Here is a 17,083-nt window from a genome sequence, read left to right on the forward strand (position 1 = left end):
AGCCTAGCTCAGCGGCCTGAACCGCCGCTGACACCCGTCACCAGCGCGATCGAGGTGAACCCGGCATGATTGAGTTCGCCCATGACTTCCATCACCCGGCCATAGTCGAGCGCCTTGTCGGCGCGCAGCGTGACCTGCGGCTTCTTGCCGTCCGCGCCCGCAGGCACGGCGGCGAGGCGTTCGGCCAGCTCGCCGGGGGCCAGCGCGTCTTCTTCGTAAAAGACGGTGCCATCACGCTTGATCGAGATGGTCAGCTGGTCGCTTTCGTCGTTGGTCGCGCTGGCGCGGCTGTCGGGCAAGTCGATCGGCACGGCCGCCTTGAGCAGCGGCGCGGTGACCATGAAGATGATCAGCAGCACCAGCATGACGTCGACCAGCGGCGTCACGTTGATCTCGGCCATCGGAGCACGGCCGCCACGACCGCGACGTCCCCGCCGTCCGCCGCCGGACATCCCCCCCGAAGAACCCATTGCCATCAGCGCTGCTCCAGCTCGCGGGTCAGCGCGGAGTGCAGCTTGTCGGCAAAGCGCTGCATGCGCGATTCGAACATGTTCACGCGGTGCGAGAAACGGTTGTAGGCGATGACCGCCGGAATTGCCGCGAACAGGCCGATGGCGGTGGCGAAGAGGGCCTCGGAAATGCCGGGAGCAACGACCGCGAGCGAGGAGTTCTGCTGCTGGCCGATCTGGAAGAAGCTGTTCATGATCCCCCAGACGGTGCCGAACAGGCCCACAAAGGGACCTACCGACCCCACCGTCGCCAGGAAGTTGAGGCGGGAGGACAGCTTGTCCGCCTCCTCGCCGACCGACGAACCCATGGCCATGGCAATGCGCTCACGCGCGCCTTCGAGGTCGATCTGCTTCATCGAGGCATTGCGGCGCCACTCGGCCAGACCCGCGCCGGCAACCTTGCCCATCGGGACGTCGCCGCGGCGGCGGTCCTTCTGGTAGGCCTCGAAGTTCTGGGCCTCCCAGAAACCGTCCTCGTAATCGTCCGAGGCGCGCGCGACCGACCCCATGCGCAGCATGAAGCTGATGATGATCGTCCAGACCCAGAGGCTCGCGAGCAGCAGCCCGCCCATGATCGCCTGCACCACGATATCCGCGTGCAGGAACAGTTCGATGGGGTTGAGGTGATTGGAATCGCTGCCGATGGAGATGGCAGAGGCGAGCATTTCAAAGGTCATCATTGTCCTTCCGGGCCGGTCTGGAGGTCCTGCGAGGAGCTGTCGAGTAGGGTGGCGAAGGCCTGTTGCCAGGCCTCGGGCTGTCTGCGCGGTCGTCCCTCAGGACTGATGAACCCGACCTTTACCGTCGCTTCGGCAAGCCGGATTTCGCCGCGCCGGGCAATCTGGCGCAAGGTGCAGCTGACGCGGCCGACCTGCAGGGCATGGGTCTCGATCACCACCGCGTCGCCAAGGCGCGCGGGCGAAAGGTATCGCACGTGGACTTCCGCCACCGTGTAGAGCCCCGCGCCCGAATCCAGCGCGGCGCGCTGGTCGATGCCGAGCAGGTCGAGCAGGTCGGAGCGCGCGCGTTCGAACCAGCGGATGTAATTGGCGTGATAGACCACCCCGCCCGCATCGGTGTCCTCGTAGAACACGCGCAGCGCGTAGCGGTGGACGGCACCGTCGAAAACCCCGCCTTGCGGGCTGGGGTCCCGCGATGACACGGGGGGGATGGGGGTCTGTGCACTCATGCCGGGGGCCTGTGTAACGGGAGGGGGGCGCGGTGCAACCCTGCGCGGGGCTCACACGGCAAGAATGCCGACGTCATGCCGCCCGCGCGAGGCGGGCAGCCCGGTTTTCCTCAGGTTTCCTCGAGGATCCCGCTCAGTCGGCGATCATCTGGAAGAACTGCCGCCCGCCGAAGATGTGGACATGCAGATGCGGCACTTCCTGGTGGCCGTTGGTCCCCATGTTGACCATCAGGCGGTAGCCCGGCCCGTCGAGTTCGAGCTGGCGGGTAACAGTGCCCACCGCGCGCATGAAACCGGCGATCTCGGCGTCATCGGCCTTGGCGGTGAAGTCGTCCCACGACACGTAGCGGCCCTTGGGAATGACCAGCACATGGACCGGCGCCTGCGGACGGATGTCGTTGAAGGCAAGCGCGAACTCGTCTTCGTAGACTTTGCCGCAAGGCAGTTCGCCGCGCAGGATCCGGGCGAAGATGTTGCTGTCGTCGTAAGGCTGCCTGGGGTCGATCGGCATCGAAATCTCCGCTTTACTTCAGTATCTTGCCGTCAGGATCGGGCATCACGACCGGGGCCGGGACGCCTTCTCGGCGATGCCCGAGACGCCCTCGCGCCGGTCGAGCTCGGCGAGGACCGAGGCGAAGGGGACATTGCGGGTCCCCAGCAGCACCATGAGGTGGAAGATCAGGTCCGCAGCCTCGCCGACCAGCGCCTTGTCGTCCTCTGTCAGCGCGGCGATCACCGTTTCGGTGGCTTCCTCGCCCAGCTTCTGCGCGATCTTGCCGATGCCCCTGGCATGAAGCTTGGCCACATAGCTCGACGAAGGATCGGCATCGCGGCGTTCGGCGATGGTCGCCTCAAGGCGTGCCAGGGTTTCGGAAGTGCTCATCGCGGCAAGCCATGGGCAACGCCATGTCCGGGGTCAAGCCCGCGGATGCGTCAATCGCTGCCCTTGCCGCGCGAAAAGCGCCGGCCGAGCCAGACACCGGCCACGCCGATGCCCAGCAGCAGCATCCCGCTCGGCTCCGGCAGGGTGATCGCATCGGCCGCGAAGGCCGGCAGCGGGATCAGGGCGCCCGCGACGACAACCCCCAGCGACAAGGGTGCAATCGGTAACGGGTTGCCATGAAAGCGCTGCAACGGGCCTCTCCAATCAGCTGCCGACACGTCTGCCCCGATCTTCACCGGGGAGCGGCATGCTACAAGTACGTATAAGGGAATGTCTCGATTCGGGCCATGGCGTTAACTAACCATGAAGGCCGATTCTACCCCCGCGCCGGCAATCCCGCGGCGCGCAGGGCGGCATGGGCCTCGGCGATCGAGTGCTTGCCGAAGTGGAAGATCGAGGCGGCCAGCACCGCGCTGGCCTTGCCTTCGGTCACGCCCGCCACGAGGTGGTCGAGATTGCCGACACCGCCGCTGGCAACCACCGGGATCGAGACCGCTTCCGCGATCATGCGGGTGAGCGCAAGGTCGTAGCCGTTCTGGGTGCCATCGCCGTCCATCGAGGTGACGAGCAGTTCGCCGGCACCGTAGTCCGCCAGCTTCACCGCGTGCTCCAGCGCGTCGATCCCGGTCGCCTTGCGGCCGCCGTGGGTGAAGATCTCCCACTTGCCCGGCGCCACCCGCCGCGCGTCCACCGAGGCGACGATGCACTGCGAGCCGAACTTCTCGGCAATGTCGGCCACCACTTCGGGGCGCGAGACGGCGGCGGAATTGACCGCCACCTTGTCGGCGCCCGCCAGCAGCAAAGCGCGCGCGTCTTCCGCGGTGCGCACCCCGCCGCCCACGGTGAGCGGCATGAAGCAGACCTCGGCGGTGCGCTGCACCACGTCGAGCAGGGTGCCGCGGCCTTCATGGCTGGCGGAAATGTCGAGGAAGCAGAGTTCGTCCGCCCCGGCCAGGTCATAGGCGCGGGCCTGTTCGACCGGGTCGCCGGCATCGATCAGGTCGACGAAGTTGACGCCCTTCACCACGCGCCCGTCGCGGACATCGAGGCAGGGGATGACGCGGATTCGGACGGTCATTTCAAGATCCCTGGCATGGCTTCACTCTACCGGCTTGAAGAACAGCATCACGCACAGTGCGCCCAGCGTCAGGCACACGGCAAGGTTGAACGCCGAATAGCCCCAGAACTTGCGCGGATGCTCGGCCAGCGTGGTCTCGACTGTGGAGCGCGCGCGGCTGAACAGCAGCAGCTTGGCCTTGCCCTCGCGGAAGTCGCGCAGCGCCCAGAGCGCGCTCGGCACCAGCACCACCAGCGCCATCACCGCGATGAGGCGGTTCTCGTTCATCCCTCGCGCTCGGCCATCTGGATGGCGGCGGCAAGGTCGAGCCGGCCGTCGTAGAGCGCGCGGCCAGTGATGACCCCCTCGATCCCGTCCCGCGCATGAAGCGCCAGCAGGCGGATGTCGTCGAGGCCTTTGACGCCGCCGCTGGCGATCACCGGCAGGTCGGTACGGCGGGCCAGATCGACGGTGGCATCGATGTTGACGCCCTTGAGCAGGCCGTCGCGGCCGATGTCGGTGAACAGCAGCGAGGCGACGCCCGCGTCCTCGAACCGGCGGGCCATGTCGACGATCGACACGTCGGAGACTTCGGCCCAGCCCTCGGTCGCGACCATGCCGTCACGCGCGTCCACCGCGACGACGATGCCGCCGGGGTATTCCTTCGCCATGTCCTTGACGAACTGCGGGTCCTTCAGCGCCGCGGTGCCCATCACCACGCGCGACACGCCCAGCTCGAACCAGCCCGCCACCGCCTCGCGGGTGCGGATGCCGCCGCCGAGCTGCACATGGCCGGGGAACACCTCGAGGATGGCTTCCACCGCCTCGCGGTTCTCGGCCTTGCCCGCGAAGGAGCCGTCGAGATCGACGACATGGAGATACTGCGAACCGGCCTCGGCGAACAGCATCGCCTGCGCGGCGGGATTGTCCCCGTAGACGGTGGCGCGATCCATGTCGCCTTCGGCGAGGCGGACGACCTGACCCTGCTTGAGGTCGATGGCGGGGAATACGATCATGGCTTGGGTTCCTGAGATCCTATGGGCAGCAGGCGGGCAGCGGGCGTGTCGAAGTCCCCTCGGCAGGGCTCCGTCAAGGCTTCCATTCCAGGAACCGCGCCAACAGCGCCAGGCCGTAAGCCTGGCTCTTTTCCGGGTGGAACTGCACACCGACGACATTGTCCCTGGCCACCGCCGCGACCAGGCCGCCGCCGTGGTCGGTCATCGCCGCCACATGCGCACCGTCGTCGGGCTGGAAGTGGTAGGAGTGCAGGAAATAGGCCTCGCCCGCATCGATCAGGCCCTGCGCCGGGTCCTTGCGGCCAAGCGAGACATCGTTCCAGCCCATATGCGGGATCTTGATCGCGGGATCGGTGCGCTCGATCATCTGCACCTGGCCGCCGATCCAGTCGAGCCCCCTGGTCACGCCGTGCTCCAGCCCGCGCGTGGCGAGCAGCTGCATGCCGACGCAAATGCCGAGGAACGGCGCGCCGCCGACATGGACGCGCTCGGTCATCGCCTCGACCATGCCGGCAATACCCCAGAGCCCTTCAGCGCAGGCCCGGAACGAGCCGACGCCGGGCAGCACGATGCGATCGGCCGCGCGGACAACCGCGGGATCGGCGGTGATCGCCACGTTCCGGGCACCGGCGGCGCGCAGGGCGTTGGCCACCGAGTGCAGATTGCCCGCGCCGTAGTCGATCAGCGCCAGAGTCTGACCGCCTCCCGTCATCCGGCGAGCCCTGCCACGCTGTCATCGAGGAAACCGGGCGCCCACTCGATCACTTCAACTTCGGCGACAACGCCCGCCACGAAGGGATCGGTTGCCGCCAGCGCGGCCATCGCCTCGCGGCTGTCGCCCCGGGCGAGGATGATGCCGCCCTCGCGCGGGACCTTGCGGCCCCAGGCGACGAAGCGTCCGGCGGCATGGTGCGTGCGCAGCCAGGCGACATGCTCGTCCAGCAGCGCGTCGACCTGCTCAACGGGGGCGATGTAGCGAAGCGAGATGATGAAGAGGGCCATTACAGGGTGTCTCCGCCGAGGATGCCCTTGGTCGAGGGGATCGCCCTGCCCTTGCGCGGATCAAGCTCCACCGCGGTGCGCATGGCGCGGGCAAAGCCCTTGAACAGGCCTTCGCAGATGTGGTGGTTGTTGGTGCCGTAGAGCAGTTCCATGTGCAGGGTGATGCCCACCGCCTGCGAGATCGAATGGAACCAGTGCTCGACCAGCTCGGTATCGAACTCGCCCAGCTTCTCCTGCGTGAAGCCCGCCTTCCACACGAAATAGGGACGCCCCGAAATGTCGAGCGAGACCCGGCTCAGCGCCTCGTCCATCGGCGAGTGGACATCGCCGTAGCGGCCGATGCCGGCCTTGTCGCCGAGCGCCTGCGCAATCGCCTGGCCGATCGCGATGGCGCTGTCCTCGGCCGTGTGGTGCTGGTCGACGTGGAGGTCGCCCTGGATATGGCAGGTGATGTCGATCAGCGAATGGCGCGAGAACTGCTCGATCATGTGATCGAGAAAGCCGATCCCGGTCGAGACGTCGTAAGCCCCGGTACCGTCGAGGTTGACCGAAACCGCGATGCGGGTCTCGTGGGTGTTGCGATTGATCGAGGCAGTGCGCATGCGAAGGGCCTATAGACCGATGCCGCGTGGAATCAATTGTGCGTATCGCGCCGCCGTCCGGCAATCTTCGGTGGGCGAACCTCCCCTCCCACACCCTCCTTTGGTCGCATTCAGGCAAAACGACCTAGGGAAAACCCGGCTGGTCATGCTATTTTCTGGTCGAACATGCTTGACCCGCCGGTCTTGCATCAGCACCTAGAGCGCGATGAACGATACGCCTCAAGACAGCCTGATCCCTTACGACGAGATCGTACAGGAAGCCCTGCGCGCCGTCGTTGGCCGCGTGCTCGGCCAGGTGGAAGCCTCCGGCGGCGCCCTTCCGGGGGGCCACCATTTCTACATCACCTTCAAGACCGGCGCTCCGGGGGTCTCGATTCCCGCCGAACTGCGCGCCCGTTTCCCGGACGAGATGACGATCGTCCTCCAGAACAAATTCTGGGACCTGGCGGTGGGCGAACAGGGCTTCTCGGTCAGCCTCAGCTTCAACCAGCGGCCCTCGAACCTGGTGATCCCGTTCTCGGCGATCACCGCCTTCGTCGACCCGGCGGTGGACTTCGGCCTGCAGTTCCAGGCCATCGCCGACGACGATCTGGACGACGAACCGATCGTGGAGCCCGGCAACGACGCGGAACGCGACGTCGCCTCGCGCATTACTCCCAGCGAAGACGGATCGAACGTCGTTTCGGTCGACTTCGGGAAAAAGAAGTAGGCGGGCAGCGTCAGCCCGGGAAAGCGTAAAGGGCATGGCCCCGGGCAAGTTCCAGCGTGCAATCAGCGATGAACAGGAGCGGCAGGCGGCAATCGCCGGGACCGCCGCTCTTGCTGTCTCCGGCACACAGGCATCCGAAAAACCCGCGCCCGGCGCCGCCAAACCCCGGAGCCGCGCCGCCCGGGTCAGGGACAAGCTCAAGGCGAAGGCCAAGCCCCCCGAAATCCGCGGCCCCAGCCCCAATTCGGCCACCAACCTCATCATTGCCGACGTCGCCCTGCGCGGCGGCGCCGCGATCGCCCGCCGCGCGATGGAGCAGGCGGTGCTCGGCAAGGCCTATACCCCGCGCAAGGCCAAGGCGATTCTCGACGGCCGTTCGTTCGGCGAATCGATCGCCCACGGGCTTCTCGCCCGGGTCGCCCTGAACTCGGTCCCCGGCGCCATCGCGGTTGTCGGCGGGCTGGCGATCAAGACGCTCTACGACCGCTCCCGCGCCCGCAAGGCCCGTGCCAGCGGCGAAAGACAGCTCGCCGAAATGGCCGAGGACGGCACCGAAAGCTGATCGGGCCGAGCCTGCCTGCTGATTTGCCCTCTTGATTTGATGCGCAACCATCGGCATCGGGGCCCATGGTCAACTCTCCCGAAAACCCCGCTGATACGCTGGCCCGGCGCGGCCTGATGCTGATCATGTCCTCGCCCTCGGGCGCGGGCAAGACAACGATCTCGCGCATGCTGCTCGAGCACGATGCCCACATCCGCAACTCGGTATCCTGCACCACCCGCCAGCCCCGCCCCGGCGAAGTCGACGGCAAGGACTACCACTTCGTCAGCCAGGCCGAATTCGACCGGATGGCCGCCGAAGGCGAGTTCCTCGAATGGGCGACCGTGTTCGGCAACAGCTACGCCACCCCCAAGGCCCAGGTGAAGGCCGGCCTCAAGGACGGGCAGGACTATCTGTTCGACATCGACTGGCAGGGCACCCAGCAGCTCTACCAGAAGCTGGAGCGCGACGTCGTGCGCGTGTTCCTGCTGCCGCCCAGCATCGACGAACTGCGCCGCCGCCTGACCGGGCGCGGCACCGATTCGATGGACGTGATCGCCGCCCGCATGGAACGCGCCCGCTCGGAAATCAGCCACTGGGACGGCTATGACTACGTCGTCGTCAACGACGACATCGACCAGTGCTTCGAGAAGGTGAAGCAGATCCTCGCCGCCGAACGCATGCGCCGCGCCCGCCAGACCGGCCTGATCGGCTTCGTGCGCGAACTGATGGCGCCGTGATTCCGGACTGACGTCCGGAGGCGGCACCGGCCCACTCCCCCACCCGGCTGCCCCTACGGGTAGAATCTGGGCAGTCGGGTGGGGGAGTGGGCCGGCGCCGCCAAAATCCGCCCAGTGCGGATTTTCAAACAGGCACCCGAACGGAAAATGCGCATCCGCGCACTTTCCGTTCAACCAGGTGAATTTCCATGCCCTTGCGATGCGCTGCTTATAGCCGCCGCATCCTTCCTGCTTGTCGCGCCGGTCCCCACCCTCTAGGCGCGCCTGCAAACATGCCGTTTGGCCGACTTTCTGGAGACGCGAACATGACCGAACTCGAAACCGCGATCGAAGCCGCCTGGGAAGCGCGCGACACCGTGACCCCCGCCAGCCAAGACGTGCGCAAGCTCGTCGACCAGGCACTCGGCCTCATCGAATCGGGCGCGGCCCGCGTTGCCGAGCCCGACGGCCAGGGCGGCTGGAAGGTCAACCAGTGGCTGAAGAAGGCGGTCCTGCTCTCGTTCCGCCTCAACGACAATGCCCCCGTCGCCCACGGCGCCGGCGGCGCGCCCGCCTTCGACAAGGTGCCGGTGAAGTTCGACGGCTGGGCCGAGGAAGACTTCCGCCAGGCCGGTTTCCGCGTGGTCCCGGGCGCCGTCGCCCGCCGCGGCACCTACATCTCGAAGGGCGTCGTGCTGATGCCGAGCTTCGTGAACATCGGCGCCTATGTCGGCGAGGGCACCATGGTCGACACCTGGGCGACCGTCGGTTCGTGCGCGCAGATCGGCAAGAACGTGCACATCTCGGGCGGCGTCGGCATCGGCGGCGTGCTTGAGCCGCTGCAGGCCGGCCCGGTCATCATCGAGGACAACTGCTTCATCGGCGCCCGTTCGGAAGTGGCCGAAGGCGTAGTCGTGGGCGAAGGCGCGGTGATCTCGATGGGCGTGTTCCTCGGCGCCTCGACCAAGATCGTCGACCGTGCGACCGGCGAAGTCCACATCGGCAAGGTTCCGCCCTACGCGGTCGTCGTCCCCGGCTCGCTGCCCGGCAAGCCGCTGCCCGACGGCACCCCCGGCCCGTCGCTCTACTGCGCGGTGATCGTCAAGACCGTCGACGCGCAGACCCGTTCGAAGACCGGCATCAACGAGCTGCTGCGCGACTGATCCGGCCTGCCGACAGGCACTGCCGAGCGAAAGGGCCGGATGCCGATGCATCCGGCCCTTTTCGTATGGCCCGGCACGGAACGCGGCGCCTGCCTTGCGCGTTTCCCCGCTGAAAGCCACTGGCATTTGCGGGAGCTGCGACATGGAAATTCCCTGCCCGGACACGGCCTCGGTCGATCTCGACCGCTTCATCGCCGCCCAAGCCTCCACATACCCCGGCGCGCTTGCCGAACTCGAGCGCGGCGAGAAGTCCAGCCACTGGATGTGGTACGTCTTCCCCCAGATCACCGGGCTCGGCCGGAGCGAGACCGCCCGCCATTACGCGGTCACCGGGCTCGCCGAAGCCCATGCCTATCTTGCCCACCTGCTGCTCGGCGCCCGGCTGGACGAGTGCACCGACGTGATGCTCGGCTGGGCGGGCGAGCGCAGCGCCGCCGCCATCCTGGGCGAAGCGGACGCCGTGAAGTTCCGCTCGTCGATGACCCTGTTCGAGGCGGCGGGCGGCGGCGATCGCTATTCGCGCGCGCTCGACGTCTTCTGCGAGGGCCGGCGCGACGCGCTGACGCTGGACCTGCTCAACCTGCCCATCCCGCTGCCCGGCTGAACTTGCGGGAACCCGCAGCCTGGCTGCGGCGTTCCCGCATTGGCCCGTGATGCAGCGTGGCCCGGTGGCCATCCCTGCATGCGCGAAGCGCGGCCCGAAACAGGTCCGCCGGCCATCGGGAGAGCCATGATGCAACGCGTTGGCGACGAAGTTCACCTCGATGACGATGAAGCCCGCTCGGGCAGCACCCCGCATGTCGTGCGCTGGATGCTGATCTTCGGCCTGCTGCTGGCGGTGCTGGCGATGTCGGCGATCTGGATCACCCGCGCGATCCACGACCAGCCGCGCCAGGGCGGGCCGGTCACCGCCGAGGAACACGCCCTCGGCAGCTGAGGCAAAGCGGCATTCAGAAGGCGGTCGGCGATTCGATCGGCGGGTCTGCCCGGTGCGCCGCCGCATAGGCTTCGGCCGCTTTCATGACCCGCAGCATGTTGCCGCTGGCGATCTTTTCGAGATCGGCCTGCGAATGGCCGCGCCGCGCCAGTTCGGCGAACAGCGCCGGGTAGGTCGAGACATCCTCCATGCCGACGACGGTCGTGCCCACCCCGTCGAAATCGCCGCCGAGGCCGACATGGTCGATCCCTGACACGGCCACGATATGGTCGATGTTGTCGGCCACGTCCTTGATCGCGCCCCGCGGCATCGGATGCGCGGCTTCCCAGTCCTTCAGCCCCTTCGCCGCCGCCTCGGGCTCGCCGATGTACAGCGCCTCCAGCCGCGCCTTTTCACCGGCCCGCACAGCGTTCCACTGGCGCGTCTCCTCGACCACGTAAGTCGGGAACACGTTGACCATGATGATGCCGCCGTTCGCGGCCAGCGCCTTGAGCACGGTATCCGAGGCATTGCGGGTATGGTGGTTGATCGCGCGGGCATTCGAATGGCTGAAGATCACCGGCGCCCTGGCCACGGCCAGCGTGTCCATCATCGTCGCCTCGCTGGTGTGGCTGAGGTCTACCAGCATGCCGATGCGCTGCATCTCGCGCACCACGTCACGGCCGAAATCGGTGAGGCCATCGTGCTCGGGCTTGTCGGTGGCGCTGTCCGCCCAAGGGGTGTTCTTGAAGTGGGTCAGCGTCATGTAGCGCGCGCCGAGCGCATACATCTGGCGCAGCACCCCCAGCGAACCGCCGATCGAATGGCCGCCCTCCATGCCGATGAGCGAGGCGATCCTGCCCGCTTTCATCGCCTTCTCGACATCGGCAGCGCTGGTGGCGAGTTGCAGGTCGCCGGGATAGGCCGCGACCAGCCGCCGGGTCACGTCGATCTGCTCCAGCGTCGCCTGCACGGCATGCTGATCGTCGAGCGCCGCCGAGACGTAGACCGACCAGAACTGCGCGCCGACATGGCCCTTGCGCAGCCGTGCGAGGTCGGTGTGCATGGCCTGCTCGTCCTTCGCGGGATCGGCGGTCCTGGTGGTGTCACGAAAGTCGAAACCCGCCAGCACGTCCTTTCGGCGTTCGCGCAGCTGTTCGGGAACGTCGTTGTGCCCGTCCCATACCGGCGCGGCGCGCAAGGCAGCCTCGGCAACCTGTTCCGGGGTCGGCGCGGCGAGAGCCGCAGGAGCGGACATCGTCGCGGCCGAAGCCAGGCTGACGCCCGCCAGCCAAAGGTTCCGGTACTTTGTCATCATTGCCCCCTGTTGCGACCTGTCTGCCCGTGCCTTGCGGGCTGGGCGGAAGAAAACGACAGGCAGGCCGTTTGTGCAAGTGCAGCAACGCGAAAAATATCTGATCGGACTGGGAAATCGGCCGCAGGAGGAAAAAGGAGCCGTCGGCGAAGGCGCGAGGCGGGCGCGACCTCCCGTTCTCGTTCTACCTTATCCAGCGCGGATCGCCCCCCGACGACCACACGGACCAAGCACCGACGGCTCCCGGTAAAATGGCGAATTCTCGCCATCCCCTAGGACAAATTCTGTTCGAGACCGTTTACCCCGGCCATCCTTTGCGGATCGACCTATAGGTACACTCCCTTGATCACTGGTTAAAACTCTGAGCGCACAGGGCAAGAGGGGCGGCCTGTTAAAATAATGTAATCCGGGAACCGAATGGCACCCAATGTGCATCGCCCCGGCGGGTTTCGCGGCCTGGCTTGATCGTCCGGCAGGCGCGGCCTAGCCCTTGGGCATGGGAGAGTTCGACTACATCGTCGTGGGCGGCGGCAGTGCCGGCTGCGTGCTGGCCAACCGCCTCAGCGCCGACCCGAACAACCGGGTCCTGCTGCTCGAAGCCGGCGGGCGGGACAATTACATCTGGATCAAGGTCCCGGTCGGCTACCTCCACTGCATCGGCAATCCGCGCACCGACTGGTGCTATACGACGCAGCCCGAACGCCATCTCGGCGGCCGCGCGCTCGGCTATCCTCGCGGGCGGGTGCTGGGCGGCTGCTCGTCGATCAACGGCATGATCTACATGCGCGGCCAGGCGGCCGACTACGAAGGGTGGCGGCAGGCGGGCAATCCCGGCTGGGGCTGGGACGACGTGCTGCCGCTGTTCAAGCGCGCGGAGGACCACTTCGGCGGCACCGACCGCTTCCACGGCAGCGGCGGCGAGATCCGGGTCGAACGGCAGCGGCTGCGCTGGGACATTCTCGAGGCTTTCCGCGCCGCCTGCCTCGAACAGGGCATTCCGGCGAGCGCGGATTTCAACACCGGCGACAACAACGGCGCGGGGTTCTTCGAGGTCACCCAGCGGCGCGGCTGGCGCTGGAGCGCGGCGGACGCCTTCCTGAAACCGGTGCGCAGCCGCGCCAATCTCAAGGTCGAGACCGGCGCGCTGGTCGACCGGGTGGTGTTCGAGCACGGCCGCGCGGTCGCGGTGGACTATACCCTGGGCGGTGCCATCCGCTCGGCGCGCGCGCGCGGCGAAGTGGTGCTGGCGGCAGGCGCCATCGGCTCTCCGGCGATTCTCGAGCGCAGCGGCCTCGGCGATGCGGCGCGGCTGTCCGCCCTGGGCATCGTGCCTCTGCTCGACCGGCCGGAAGTCGGCGGCAACCTGCAGGACCATCTGCAACTGCGCTGCGCCTGGCGTGTCAGCGGTGTGTCCACGCTCAACCAGCGCGCCGCGACGCTATTCGGCAAGGCGCTGATCGGGCTCGAATATATGCTCCGCCGCAGCGGGCCGATGGCGATGGCGCCGAGCCAGCTCGGGGTTTTCACCGGCAGCGATCCGCACTATGCGACGCCCAACCTGGAATACCACGTCCAGCCGCTCAGCCTCGAGGCCTTCGGCGGCGCGCTCGATCCGTTCCCCGCCTTCACCGCCAGCGTCTGCAACTTGCGACCGGAAAGCCGGGGCTCGACCCATATCGCCGGCGCCGATCCGGCGCTGGCCCCGGAAATCCGCCCCAACTACCTCTCGACCGAAGAGGACCTGCGTGTCGCCGCCCAGGCAATCCGCCTGACCCGCGCGATCGTCACCCGGCCGGCGCTGGCCCGCTTCACGCCCGAAGAGCTGCGCCCCGGCATCGGCTTCCAGAGCGAGGAAGACTTGCGCCAGGCCGCGGGCATGATCGGTACCACGATTTTCCACCCGGTCGGCACTGCGGCGATGGGCCGTGTCGTCGACCCGCGCCTCAAGGTGCGCGGCGTCGACAGCCTGCGGGTGATCGACGCTTCGGTGATGCCGACGATCACCTCGGGCAACACCAATGCGCCGACGATGATGATCGCCGAAAAGGGCGCCGAGATGCTGCTGGAAGACGCGCGGCGATAAGGCGGATCATGCCGCGCCGCTCCCGCGAAATTCGCTTTTCGCGAATTTCCAAACGGTCTCTCAGGCCAGCAAGGCCCGGGTGCGCGCCACCACTTCGCCGACATAGTCCTTCGCCGCCTCGAAACCGAGCGCGGCCTGCGGCAGCGTCACGTCGATGCCCAGCGTCTTGCTGCGCGGCAGGGCATCGACGAATTCGCGCAGCGGCAGGTCACCTTCGCCCGGGATCAGACGCGGGCTGCGCGAATCGCCTTCGGCATTGCCCGAAAGCGCCCCGTCGCAGATGCGGGCATGACCGACCAGCGCGGCGTCCAGCTCGGCGATCTGGCGCACGGTCCCGCCGGTACGGAAGAAGTGCAGCGCATCGATGGTGAGGCTGGCCTTGTCCTCGCCGATCTCATGCACGAGTTCGAGCGCTTCAGGCAGACTGCGGATCGTCAGCACTGGGGCGAAGATGATCGACAGGTCCATGCCGCGCTCCTGCGCCATGGTGGCCAGTTCGCCCAACTGGTCCCGCGCGCGCGCGCGCTCGAGCCCGTTGTCGTGCGCCGAGATGCGCTTGGCGCCGATCTCCGCGAACAGATCGAAGTCCCCCGCACGCTGGGCGGGGGAGACCAGATCGGAGGCGGCCACGCCCTCGCCCACCTTGATGCAGATCCCGGTTTCGGCCAGCGCCGCCCTGACCGCGCGCCGCAAGGCCGCATCCTCGCGCAGCGACCAGGCGGGATAGCCCGTGTTGCTGCCGGCATCCTGCGCCAGCCCCAGCGAGACCCGCGTGCAGCCCAGTTCGGCAGCCAGCCGGATATGCTCGACCGGTCCCATTCCGGCGACCGTGCGCGACTCGATACCGAGCGGATGGGGCATTATCGGATCCTCTCGTCCTTCATGGACCGTAAGACTTGTGAACCTTGCAGTGCACTGCAATGCTTCCCAATATCGTGCCCCGCGAGCCAATGCACGCATGAAAGGATTGCATGTCCGATCCCGCCCAAATCCCCTCCCGAATAATCGCGCGCCTCGGCCTCGAACCGCACCCGGAAGGCGGCTGGTATCGCCAGACCTGGCGGGCGGAAGCGGCAACGGAAGGGCAGGACGGTCGCCCCACGGCCACGGCGATCTATTTCCTGCTCGAAGAGCACCAGCGCTCGCATTGGCACCGGGTGGACGGTGCCGAATTGTGGTTCTGGCATGCCGGGGCCCCGGTCGCGCTGCTGACCGCCCCCGGCGATTCCGGCCCGGTCACGCGCACCGTGCTGGGTCCGCAGGTCCTCGACGGCGAGGCCGGACAGGCACTGGTGCCGACCGGCCACTGGCAGGCCAGCGAACCGATCGGCGGCTGGGCCCTGGTGAGCTGCGTGGTTTCGCCCGGTTTTCACTTCGGCGGCTTCGAACTTGCCGCTCCGGGCTGGGCGCCCGGGCAGACGCCGGGCGCTGCGGCGCAACCCTGATCAGCCGACCAAGCAGCCGCCGCCTTCGCTCGTCCTCGTGCCATCCCCCTTGTACCAGGTGGCGATCGGCCCGGCCTTCTCGTCGTAGTAGCAGACCGCGGAAACCTGGTTGCTCGCCGCATCGACATGCACGGCATAATTGTGCGCGCCGCAGTTGTGCAGTTCGCAGCGCGAGGCGGCGATGGCCGCGCCGATCCGCTTGACCGGTCCCACCGGCCCCTTCATCGCCGCGATGGCGGCTGCGACCGCAGGATCGCCCACCGCCGCCGCCACGCCGGAGACAACGGCGGGATCGTCAAAAAAGGCATGGTCCCCGACCTTGTCGAGCGGACTGTGACCGACATAGACCGAGAGATCCGGTCCGGCATTGGCCGAAGGTGCCTGTACAGGTGCCAGTGCAGGTGCCGGTGTGGGTGCCGGTGTGGGTGCCGGTGTGGGTGACGGCGTAGCTGTGGGTGCGGGCGTGGAACTCTTGCCGCTGCACCCCGCGAAGCCCAGCAGCACGGCGAGCAGCACCGCGAGCACCACGGCCGCCCCTGCCATGCCGCGCCGGTTCCGGGATTCGCGCTGCAACTGCCGCACATGCTGCATCGGATCGTTTCCTCATGCGATGGAAAGCCCGCAGCCTCGCGGGCCCTCACCCGCCCCCGCGCCATTATGAGCCCGTGCCGGCGCCGCTGTCCACCCGCAAGCGGGCCCCTCAGCCGCGAATGGCGGGACGCAAACGCAGCGCCATCATGATCACCAGCGGCCAGAACAGGGTTGCCGCGATATCGCCTAGGGTATCGGGCCAATTCCACGAACCGTGGGCAAGGCGGTCGACATATTCGTTGATGCCTTCCGCCAGGGCCACCACCAGGAACGGCGCTGGCGTACTCAGCTTGCGGCGCATGATCATCGCCGCCAGCAACCAGATGGCCAGCCCTGCATAAGTATGCGCGAACTTGTCGGGAGAGGGACATTGGCTGACGATCCAGCTGATCAGCCGCTCATATTGGTGAACCAGTTCCATGGCGCAGGCTTATGCTGCACAGCAGCATTGCGGTCCAGAGCGCGCCAACCTGCCCTGTGCATGACACGCCGTCATATCCCCGGTCGCCGCCCCCCCAAAGAAAGGCCCGGATGCCACAAGGCGCGCCGGATTTCTCCGCCGCGCCTTGTCCTTCTCCCCAAGCCTCGGCCCGGCGCCCCGGTTGTCCGGGTGCGCGAGTTGCAAACTAGAGCGTTTTTCGAACGGAGCGGAACACGCCGTGACCCGGAAAAACGCGGAAAACAAAGACTCTGGAGAGCCCGATCTGATTCAATCAGATCGGAAAACGCTCTAAAGCGCCACCCTGCGCTGCATGCGTGCCAGCGCCCGATCGATCGCATCACGCGCGGCGCCAGCCACGGTGCCCGAGACCACCCGGTAGACGATCCGCCCCCCTTCCAGCGAATAGGCTACGGTCGCCATGTCGTCGTTGAAGCTCGACAGGTAGAGCGTGGGCTTGCGCTGGATGAGGGCGAGATCGTCCGCTCGGGGAACCAGGGTATCGCGCAGAAGATAGGCGCCGGTCATCGCCGTTTCGGGATTGGACACCTCCGAGGCCGCCCCTTCGGACAGGGCCGGCAGCGGCACTGCGGCAGACAGGTCCCGCGCCTGGACGGACATGGTTGTCGCCAGCGCGAAGGCCACAAGGCCCACCTGCAATGCTGCCAGGAATCGCTTCATGACATCATCCTCTTCCAGTGGCGGTACCGTTCGTGCGGACCGCCTTGTCCTGAGCGGCGACCATACCAGCCGGCAGCACGATTCCAAAGCGCTGTTTGCCATGAGAGACGCGCCCGGCCTCATCCGTTCGGAGCAGTGACCGCCGCGCCTGGTCCCGCCGCCG

General features: G+C 67.3%; 25 protein-coding genes. 8 read left to right on the forward strand and 17 right to left on the reverse strand.

Translation table 11 applies throughout. The features are described 5' to 3' along the window. Positions 1-8: 8 nt before the first annotated feature. From OKA11_RS13545 to hisB, 12 genes are all read right to left on the reverse strand, one after another. The gene (locus OKA11_RS13545; protein ID WP_379489420.1) at positions 9-401 is read right to left on the reverse strand and encodes an ExbD/TolR family protein; all 393 of its coding nucleotides are present in this window, start codon (positions 399-401) and stop codon (positions 9-11) included. Positions 402-475: 74 nt separating this feature from the next. Continuing rightward, complete coding sequence (gene tolQ, locus OKA11_RS13550) at positions 476-1,186, reverse strand: protein TolQ (protein ID WP_267221271.1); 711 nt, start codon at positions 1,184-1,186, stop codon at positions 476-478. Further along, on the reverse strand, positions 1,186-1,698 hold the full coding sequence (locus OKA11_RS13555; protein WP_267221121.1) for a YbgC/FadM family acyl-CoA thioesterase: 513 nt from the start codon (positions 1,696-1,698) through the stop codon (positions 1,186-1,188). Before OKA11_RS13555 ends, tolQ begins: the two co-directional genes overlap by 1 nt. A 133-nt stretch (positions 1,699-1,831) precedes the next feature. After that, a complete protein-coding gene (locus tag OKA11_RS13560; RefSeq protein WP_267221124.1) occupies positions 1,832-2,209 on the reverse strand; it encodes a histidine triad nucleotide-binding protein in 378 nt (125 codons plus the stop codon). Positions 2,210-2,254: 45 nt separating this feature from the next. Beyond that, on the reverse strand, positions 2,255-2,581 hold the full coding sequence (locus OKA11_RS13565) for a phosphoribosyl-ATP diphosphatase (protein ID WP_267221126.1): 327 nt from the start codon (positions 2,579-2,581) through the stop codon (positions 2,255-2,257). Between the two features lie 50 nt (positions 2,582-2,631). Beyond that, positions 2,632-2,832, reverse strand: coding sequence for a PEP-CTERM sorting domain-containing protein (locus tag OKA11_RS13570; RefSeq protein WP_267221128.1), 201 nt, complete (start codon positions 2,830-2,832; stop codon positions 2,632-2,634). A gap of 125 nt (positions 2,833-2,957) precedes the next feature. Further along, positions 2,958-3,719 (reverse strand): imidazole glycerol phosphate synthase subunit HisF, encoded by a 762-nt coding sequence (gene hisF / locus OKA11_RS13575; protein WP_267221130.1) that lies wholly within the window; start codon positions 3,717-3,719, stop codon positions 2,958-2,960. Positions 3,720-3,740: 21 nt separating this feature from the next. Beyond that, positions 3,741-3,986, reverse strand: coding sequence for a hypothetical protein (locus tag OKA11_RS13580; protein WP_267221131.1), 246 nt, complete (start codon positions 3,984-3,986; stop codon positions 3,741-3,743). Beyond that, a complete protein-coding gene (hisA, locus tag OKA11_RS13585; RefSeq protein WP_267221133.1) occupies positions 3,983-4,714 on the reverse strand; it encodes a 1-(5-phosphoribosyl)-5-[(5-phosphoribosylamino)methylideneamino]imidazole-4-carboxamide isomerase in 732 nt (243 codons plus the stop codon). The genes OKA11_RS13580 and hisA overlap by 4 nt, the downstream gene beginning before the upstream one ends. Positions 4,715-4,787: 73 nt before the next feature. After that, positions 4,788-5,426 (reverse strand): imidazole glycerol phosphate synthase subunit HisH, encoded by a 639-nt coding sequence (gene hisH, locus OKA11_RS13590; protein WP_267221136.1) that lies wholly within the window; start codon positions 5,424-5,426, stop codon positions 4,788-4,790. Then, positions 5,423-5,716: a YciI family protein gene (locus OKA11_RS13595; RefSeq protein ID WP_267221137.1), complete on the reverse strand. Its 294-nt coding sequence runs from the start codon at positions 5,714-5,716 to the stop codon at positions 5,423-5,425. Before OKA11_RS13595 ends, hisH begins: the two co-directional genes overlap by 4 nt. Then, positions 5,716-6,318 carry an imidazoleglycerol-phosphate dehydratase HisB gene (gene hisB / locus OKA11_RS13600; RefSeq protein WP_267221140.1) on the reverse strand — a complete coding sequence of 201 codons (603 nt, stop codon included), beginning with the start codon at positions 6,316-6,318 and terminating at the stop codon, positions 5,716-5,718. Before hisB ends, OKA11_RS13595 begins: the two co-directional genes overlap by 1 nt. A 205-nt stretch (positions 6,319-6,523) precedes the next feature. Here hisB and OKA11_RS13605 point away from each other — a divergent pair, with 205 nt between their 5' ends. The 6 genes from OKA11_RS13605 (at position 6,524) to OKA11_RS13630 (ending at position 10,387) form a co-directional block, all read left to right on the forward strand. Then, complete coding sequence (locus OKA11_RS13605) at positions 6,524-7,027, forward strand: SspB family protein (RefSeq protein ID WP_267221142.1); 504 nt, start codon at positions 6,524-6,526, stop codon at positions 7,025-7,027. A 34-nt stretch (positions 7,028-7,061) separates the two neighbouring features. Further along, on the forward strand, positions 7,062-7,589 hold the full coding sequence (locus OKA11_RS13610) for a hypothetical protein (RefSeq protein WP_267221143.1): 528 nt from the start codon (positions 7,062-7,064) through the stop codon (positions 7,587-7,589). Positions 7,590-7,654: 65 nt separating this feature from the next. Then, positions 7,655-8,308 (forward strand): guanylate kinase, encoded by a 654-nt coding sequence (gene gmk / locus OKA11_RS13615; protein ID WP_267221145.1) that lies wholly within the window; start codon positions 7,655-7,657, stop codon positions 8,306-8,308. A gap of 305 nt (positions 8,309-8,613) precedes the next feature. Continuing rightward, positions 8,614-9,450, forward strand: coding sequence for a 2,3,4,5-tetrahydropyridine-2,6-dicarboxylate N-succinyltransferase (dapD, locus tag OKA11_RS13620; RefSeq protein ID WP_267221147.1), 837 nt, complete (start codon positions 8,614-8,616; stop codon positions 9,448-9,450). A 142-nt stretch (positions 9,451-9,592) separates the two neighbouring features. Then, positions 9,593-10,054 (forward strand): DUF1810 domain-containing protein, encoded by a 462-nt coding sequence (locus tag OKA11_RS13625; protein WP_267221149.1) that lies wholly within the window; start codon positions 9,593-9,595, stop codon positions 10,052-10,054. A 126-nt stretch (positions 10,055-10,180) separates the two neighbouring features. Next, on the forward strand, positions 10,181-10,387 hold the full coding sequence (locus OKA11_RS13630; RefSeq protein ID WP_267221151.1) for a hypothetical protein: 207 nt from the start codon (positions 10,181-10,183) through the stop codon (positions 10,385-10,387). 13 nt (positions 10,388-10,400) lie between these two features. Here OKA11_RS13630 and OKA11_RS13635 read toward each other — a convergent pair whose 3' ends face one another. Continuing rightward, a complete protein-coding gene (locus OKA11_RS13635) occupies positions 10,401-11,681 on the reverse strand; it encodes a dipeptidase (protein ID WP_267221153.1) in 1,281 nt (426 codons plus the stop codon). A gap of 496 nt (positions 11,682-12,177) precedes the next feature. Here OKA11_RS13635 and OKA11_RS13640 point away from each other — a divergent pair, with 496 nt between their 5' ends. Further along, a complete protein-coding gene (locus OKA11_RS13640; protein ID WP_267221156.1) occupies positions 12,178-13,764 on the forward strand; it encodes a GMC family oxidoreductase in 1,587 nt (528 codons plus the stop codon). A gap of 60 nt (positions 13,765-13,824) precedes the next feature. On the opposite strand, the gene OKA11_RS13645 is transcribed toward OKA11_RS13640, so the two are convergent. After that, positions 13,825-14,625 (reverse strand): sugar phosphate isomerase/epimerase family protein, encoded by an 801-nt coding sequence (locus tag OKA11_RS13645; RefSeq protein WP_267221159.1) that lies wholly within the window; start codon positions 14,623-14,625, stop codon positions 13,825-13,827. Positions 14,626-14,735: 110 nt separating this feature from the next. Between OKA11_RS13645 and OKA11_RS13650 the strand changes: the two genes are divergently transcribed. Beyond that, positions 14,736-15,209, forward strand: coding sequence for a cupin domain-containing protein (locus tag OKA11_RS13650; protein ID WP_267221161.1), 474 nt, complete (start codon positions 14,736-14,738; stop codon positions 15,207-15,209). Here the strand turns inward: OKA11_RS13650 and OKA11_RS13655 are convergent, their stop codons facing one another. The 3 genes from OKA11_RS13655 to OKA11_RS13665 form a co-directional block, all read right to left on the reverse strand. Continuing rightward, positions 15,210-15,800, reverse strand: a complete 591-nt coding sequence (locus tag OKA11_RS13655; protein ID WP_267221163.1) for a hypothetical protein — start codon at positions 15,798-15,800, stop codon at positions 15,210-15,212. A gap of 109 nt (positions 15,801-15,909) precedes the next feature. After that, positions 15,910-16,221 (reverse strand): hypothetical protein, encoded by a 312-nt coding sequence (locus tag OKA11_RS13660; protein ID WP_267221164.1) that lies wholly within the window; start codon positions 16,219-16,221, stop codon positions 15,910-15,912. 309 nt (positions 16,222-16,530) lie between these two features. Beyond that, entirely contained in the window at positions 16,531-16,920 is a 390-nt protein-coding gene (locus OKA11_RS13665; protein ID WP_267221166.1) for a hypothetical protein, read from the reverse strand. Positions 16,921-17,083 lie beyond the last annotated feature (163 nt).

This window comes from Novosphingobium clariflavum (assembly GCF_026420865.1).
GTDB classification, from domain to species: Bacteria; Pseudomonadota; Alphaproteobacteria; order Sphingomonadales; family Sphingomonadaceae; genus Novosphingobium; species Novosphingobium clariflavum.

What these genes read in the sequence shown, in the direction of transcription:
- OKA11_RS13635 (WP_267221153.1), bottom strand. Translation starts at nt 11,681, where the DNA reads ATGACAAAGTACCGGAACCTTTGGCTGGCGGGCGTCAGCCTGGCTTCG.
- OKA11_RS13640 (WP_267221156.1), top strand. Translation starts at nt 12,178, where the DNA reads ATGGGAGAGTTCGACTACATCGTCGTGGGCGGCGGCAGTGCCGGCTGC.
- OKA11_RS13580 (WP_267221131.1), bottom strand. Translation starts at nt 3,986, where the DNA reads ATGAACGAGAACCGCCTCATCGCGGTGATGGCGCTGGTGGTGCTGGTG.
- OKA11_RS13595 (WP_267221137.1), bottom strand. Translation starts at nt 5,716, where the DNA reads ATGGCCCTCTTCATCATCTCGCTTCGCTACATCGCCCCCGTTGAGCAG.
- OKA11_RS13555 (WP_267221121.1), bottom strand. Translation starts at nt 1,698, where the DNA reads ATGAGTGCACAGACCCCCATCCCCCCCGTGTCATCGCGGGACCCCAGC.
- OKA11_RS13560 (WP_267221124.1), bottom strand. Translation starts at nt 2,209, where the DNA reads ATGCCGATCGACCCCAGGCAGCCTTACGACGACAGCAACATCTTCGCC.
- OKA11_RS13605 (WP_267221142.1), top strand. Translation starts at nt 6,524, where the DNA reads ATGAACGATACGCCTCAAGACAGCCTGATCCCTTACGACGAGATCGTA.
- dapD (WP_267221147.1), top strand. Translation starts at nt 8,614, where the DNA reads ATGACCGAACTCGAAACCGCGATCGAAGCCGCCTGGGAAGCGCGCGAC.
- tolQ (WP_267221271.1), bottom strand. Translation starts at nt 1,186, where the DNA reads ATGACCTTTGAAATGCTCGCCTCTGCCATCTCCATCGGCAGCGATTCC.
- OKA11_RS13645 (WP_267221159.1), bottom strand. Translation starts at nt 14,625, where the DNA reads ATGCCCCATCCGCTCGGTATCGAGTCGCGCACGGTCGCCGGAATGGGA.
- OKA11_RS13630 (WP_267221151.1), top strand. Translation starts at nt 10,181, where the DNA reads ATGATGCAACGCGTTGGCGACGAAGTTCACCTCGATGACGATGAAGCC.
- OKA11_RS13545 (WP_379489420.1), bottom strand. Translation starts at nt 401, where the DNA reads ATGGCCGAGATCAACGTGACGCCGCTGGTCGACGTCATGCTGGTGCTG.
- OKA11_RS13625 (WP_267221149.1), top strand. Translation starts at nt 9,593, where the DNA reads ATGGAAATTCCCTGCCCGGACACGGCCTCGGTCGATCTCGACCGCTTC.
- OKA11_RS13660 (WP_267221164.1), bottom strand. Translation starts at nt 16,221, where the DNA reads ATGGAACTGGTTCACCAATATGAGCGGCTGATCAGCTGGATCGTCAGC.
- hisH (WP_267221136.1), bottom strand. Translation starts at nt 5,426, where the DNA reads ATGACGGGAGGCGGTCAGACTCTGGCGCTGATCGACTACGGCGCGGGC.
- gmk (WP_267221145.1), top strand. Translation starts at nt 7,655, where the DNA reads ATGGTCAACTCTCCCGAAAACCCCGCTGATACGCTGGCCCGGCGCGGC.
- OKA11_RS13655 (WP_267221163.1), bottom strand. Translation starts at nt 15,800, where the DNA reads ATGCAGCATGTGCGGCAGTTGCAGCGCGAATCCCGGAACCGGCGCGGC.
- hisA (WP_267221133.1), bottom strand. Translation starts at nt 4,714, where the DNA reads ATGATCGTATTCCCCGCCATCGACCTCAAGCAGGGTCAGGTCGTCCGC.
- OKA11_RS13650 (WP_267221161.1), top strand. Translation starts at nt 14,736, where the DNA reads ATGTCCGATCCCGCCCAAATCCCCTCCCGAATAATCGCGCGCCTCGGC.
- OKA11_RS13665 (WP_267221166.1), bottom strand. Translation starts at nt 16,920, where the DNA reads ATGAAGCGATTCCTGGCAGCATTGCAGGTGGGCCTTGTGGCCTTCGCG.
- OKA11_RS13610 (WP_267221143.1), top strand. Translation starts at nt 7,062, where the DNA reads ATGGCCCCGGGCAAGTTCCAGCGTGCAATCAGCGATGAACAGGAGCGG.
- hisB (WP_267221140.1), bottom strand. Translation starts at nt 6,318, where the DNA reads ATGCGCACTGCCTCGATCAATCGCAACACCCACGAGACCCGCATCGCG.
- OKA11_RS13565 (WP_267221126.1), bottom strand. Translation starts at nt 2,581, where the DNA reads ATGAGCACTTCCGAAACCCTGGCACGCCTTGAGGCGACCATCGCCGAA.
- hisF (WP_267221130.1), bottom strand. Translation starts at nt 3,719, where the DNA reads ATGACCGTCCGAATCCGCGTCATCCCCTGCCTCGATGTCCGCGACGGG.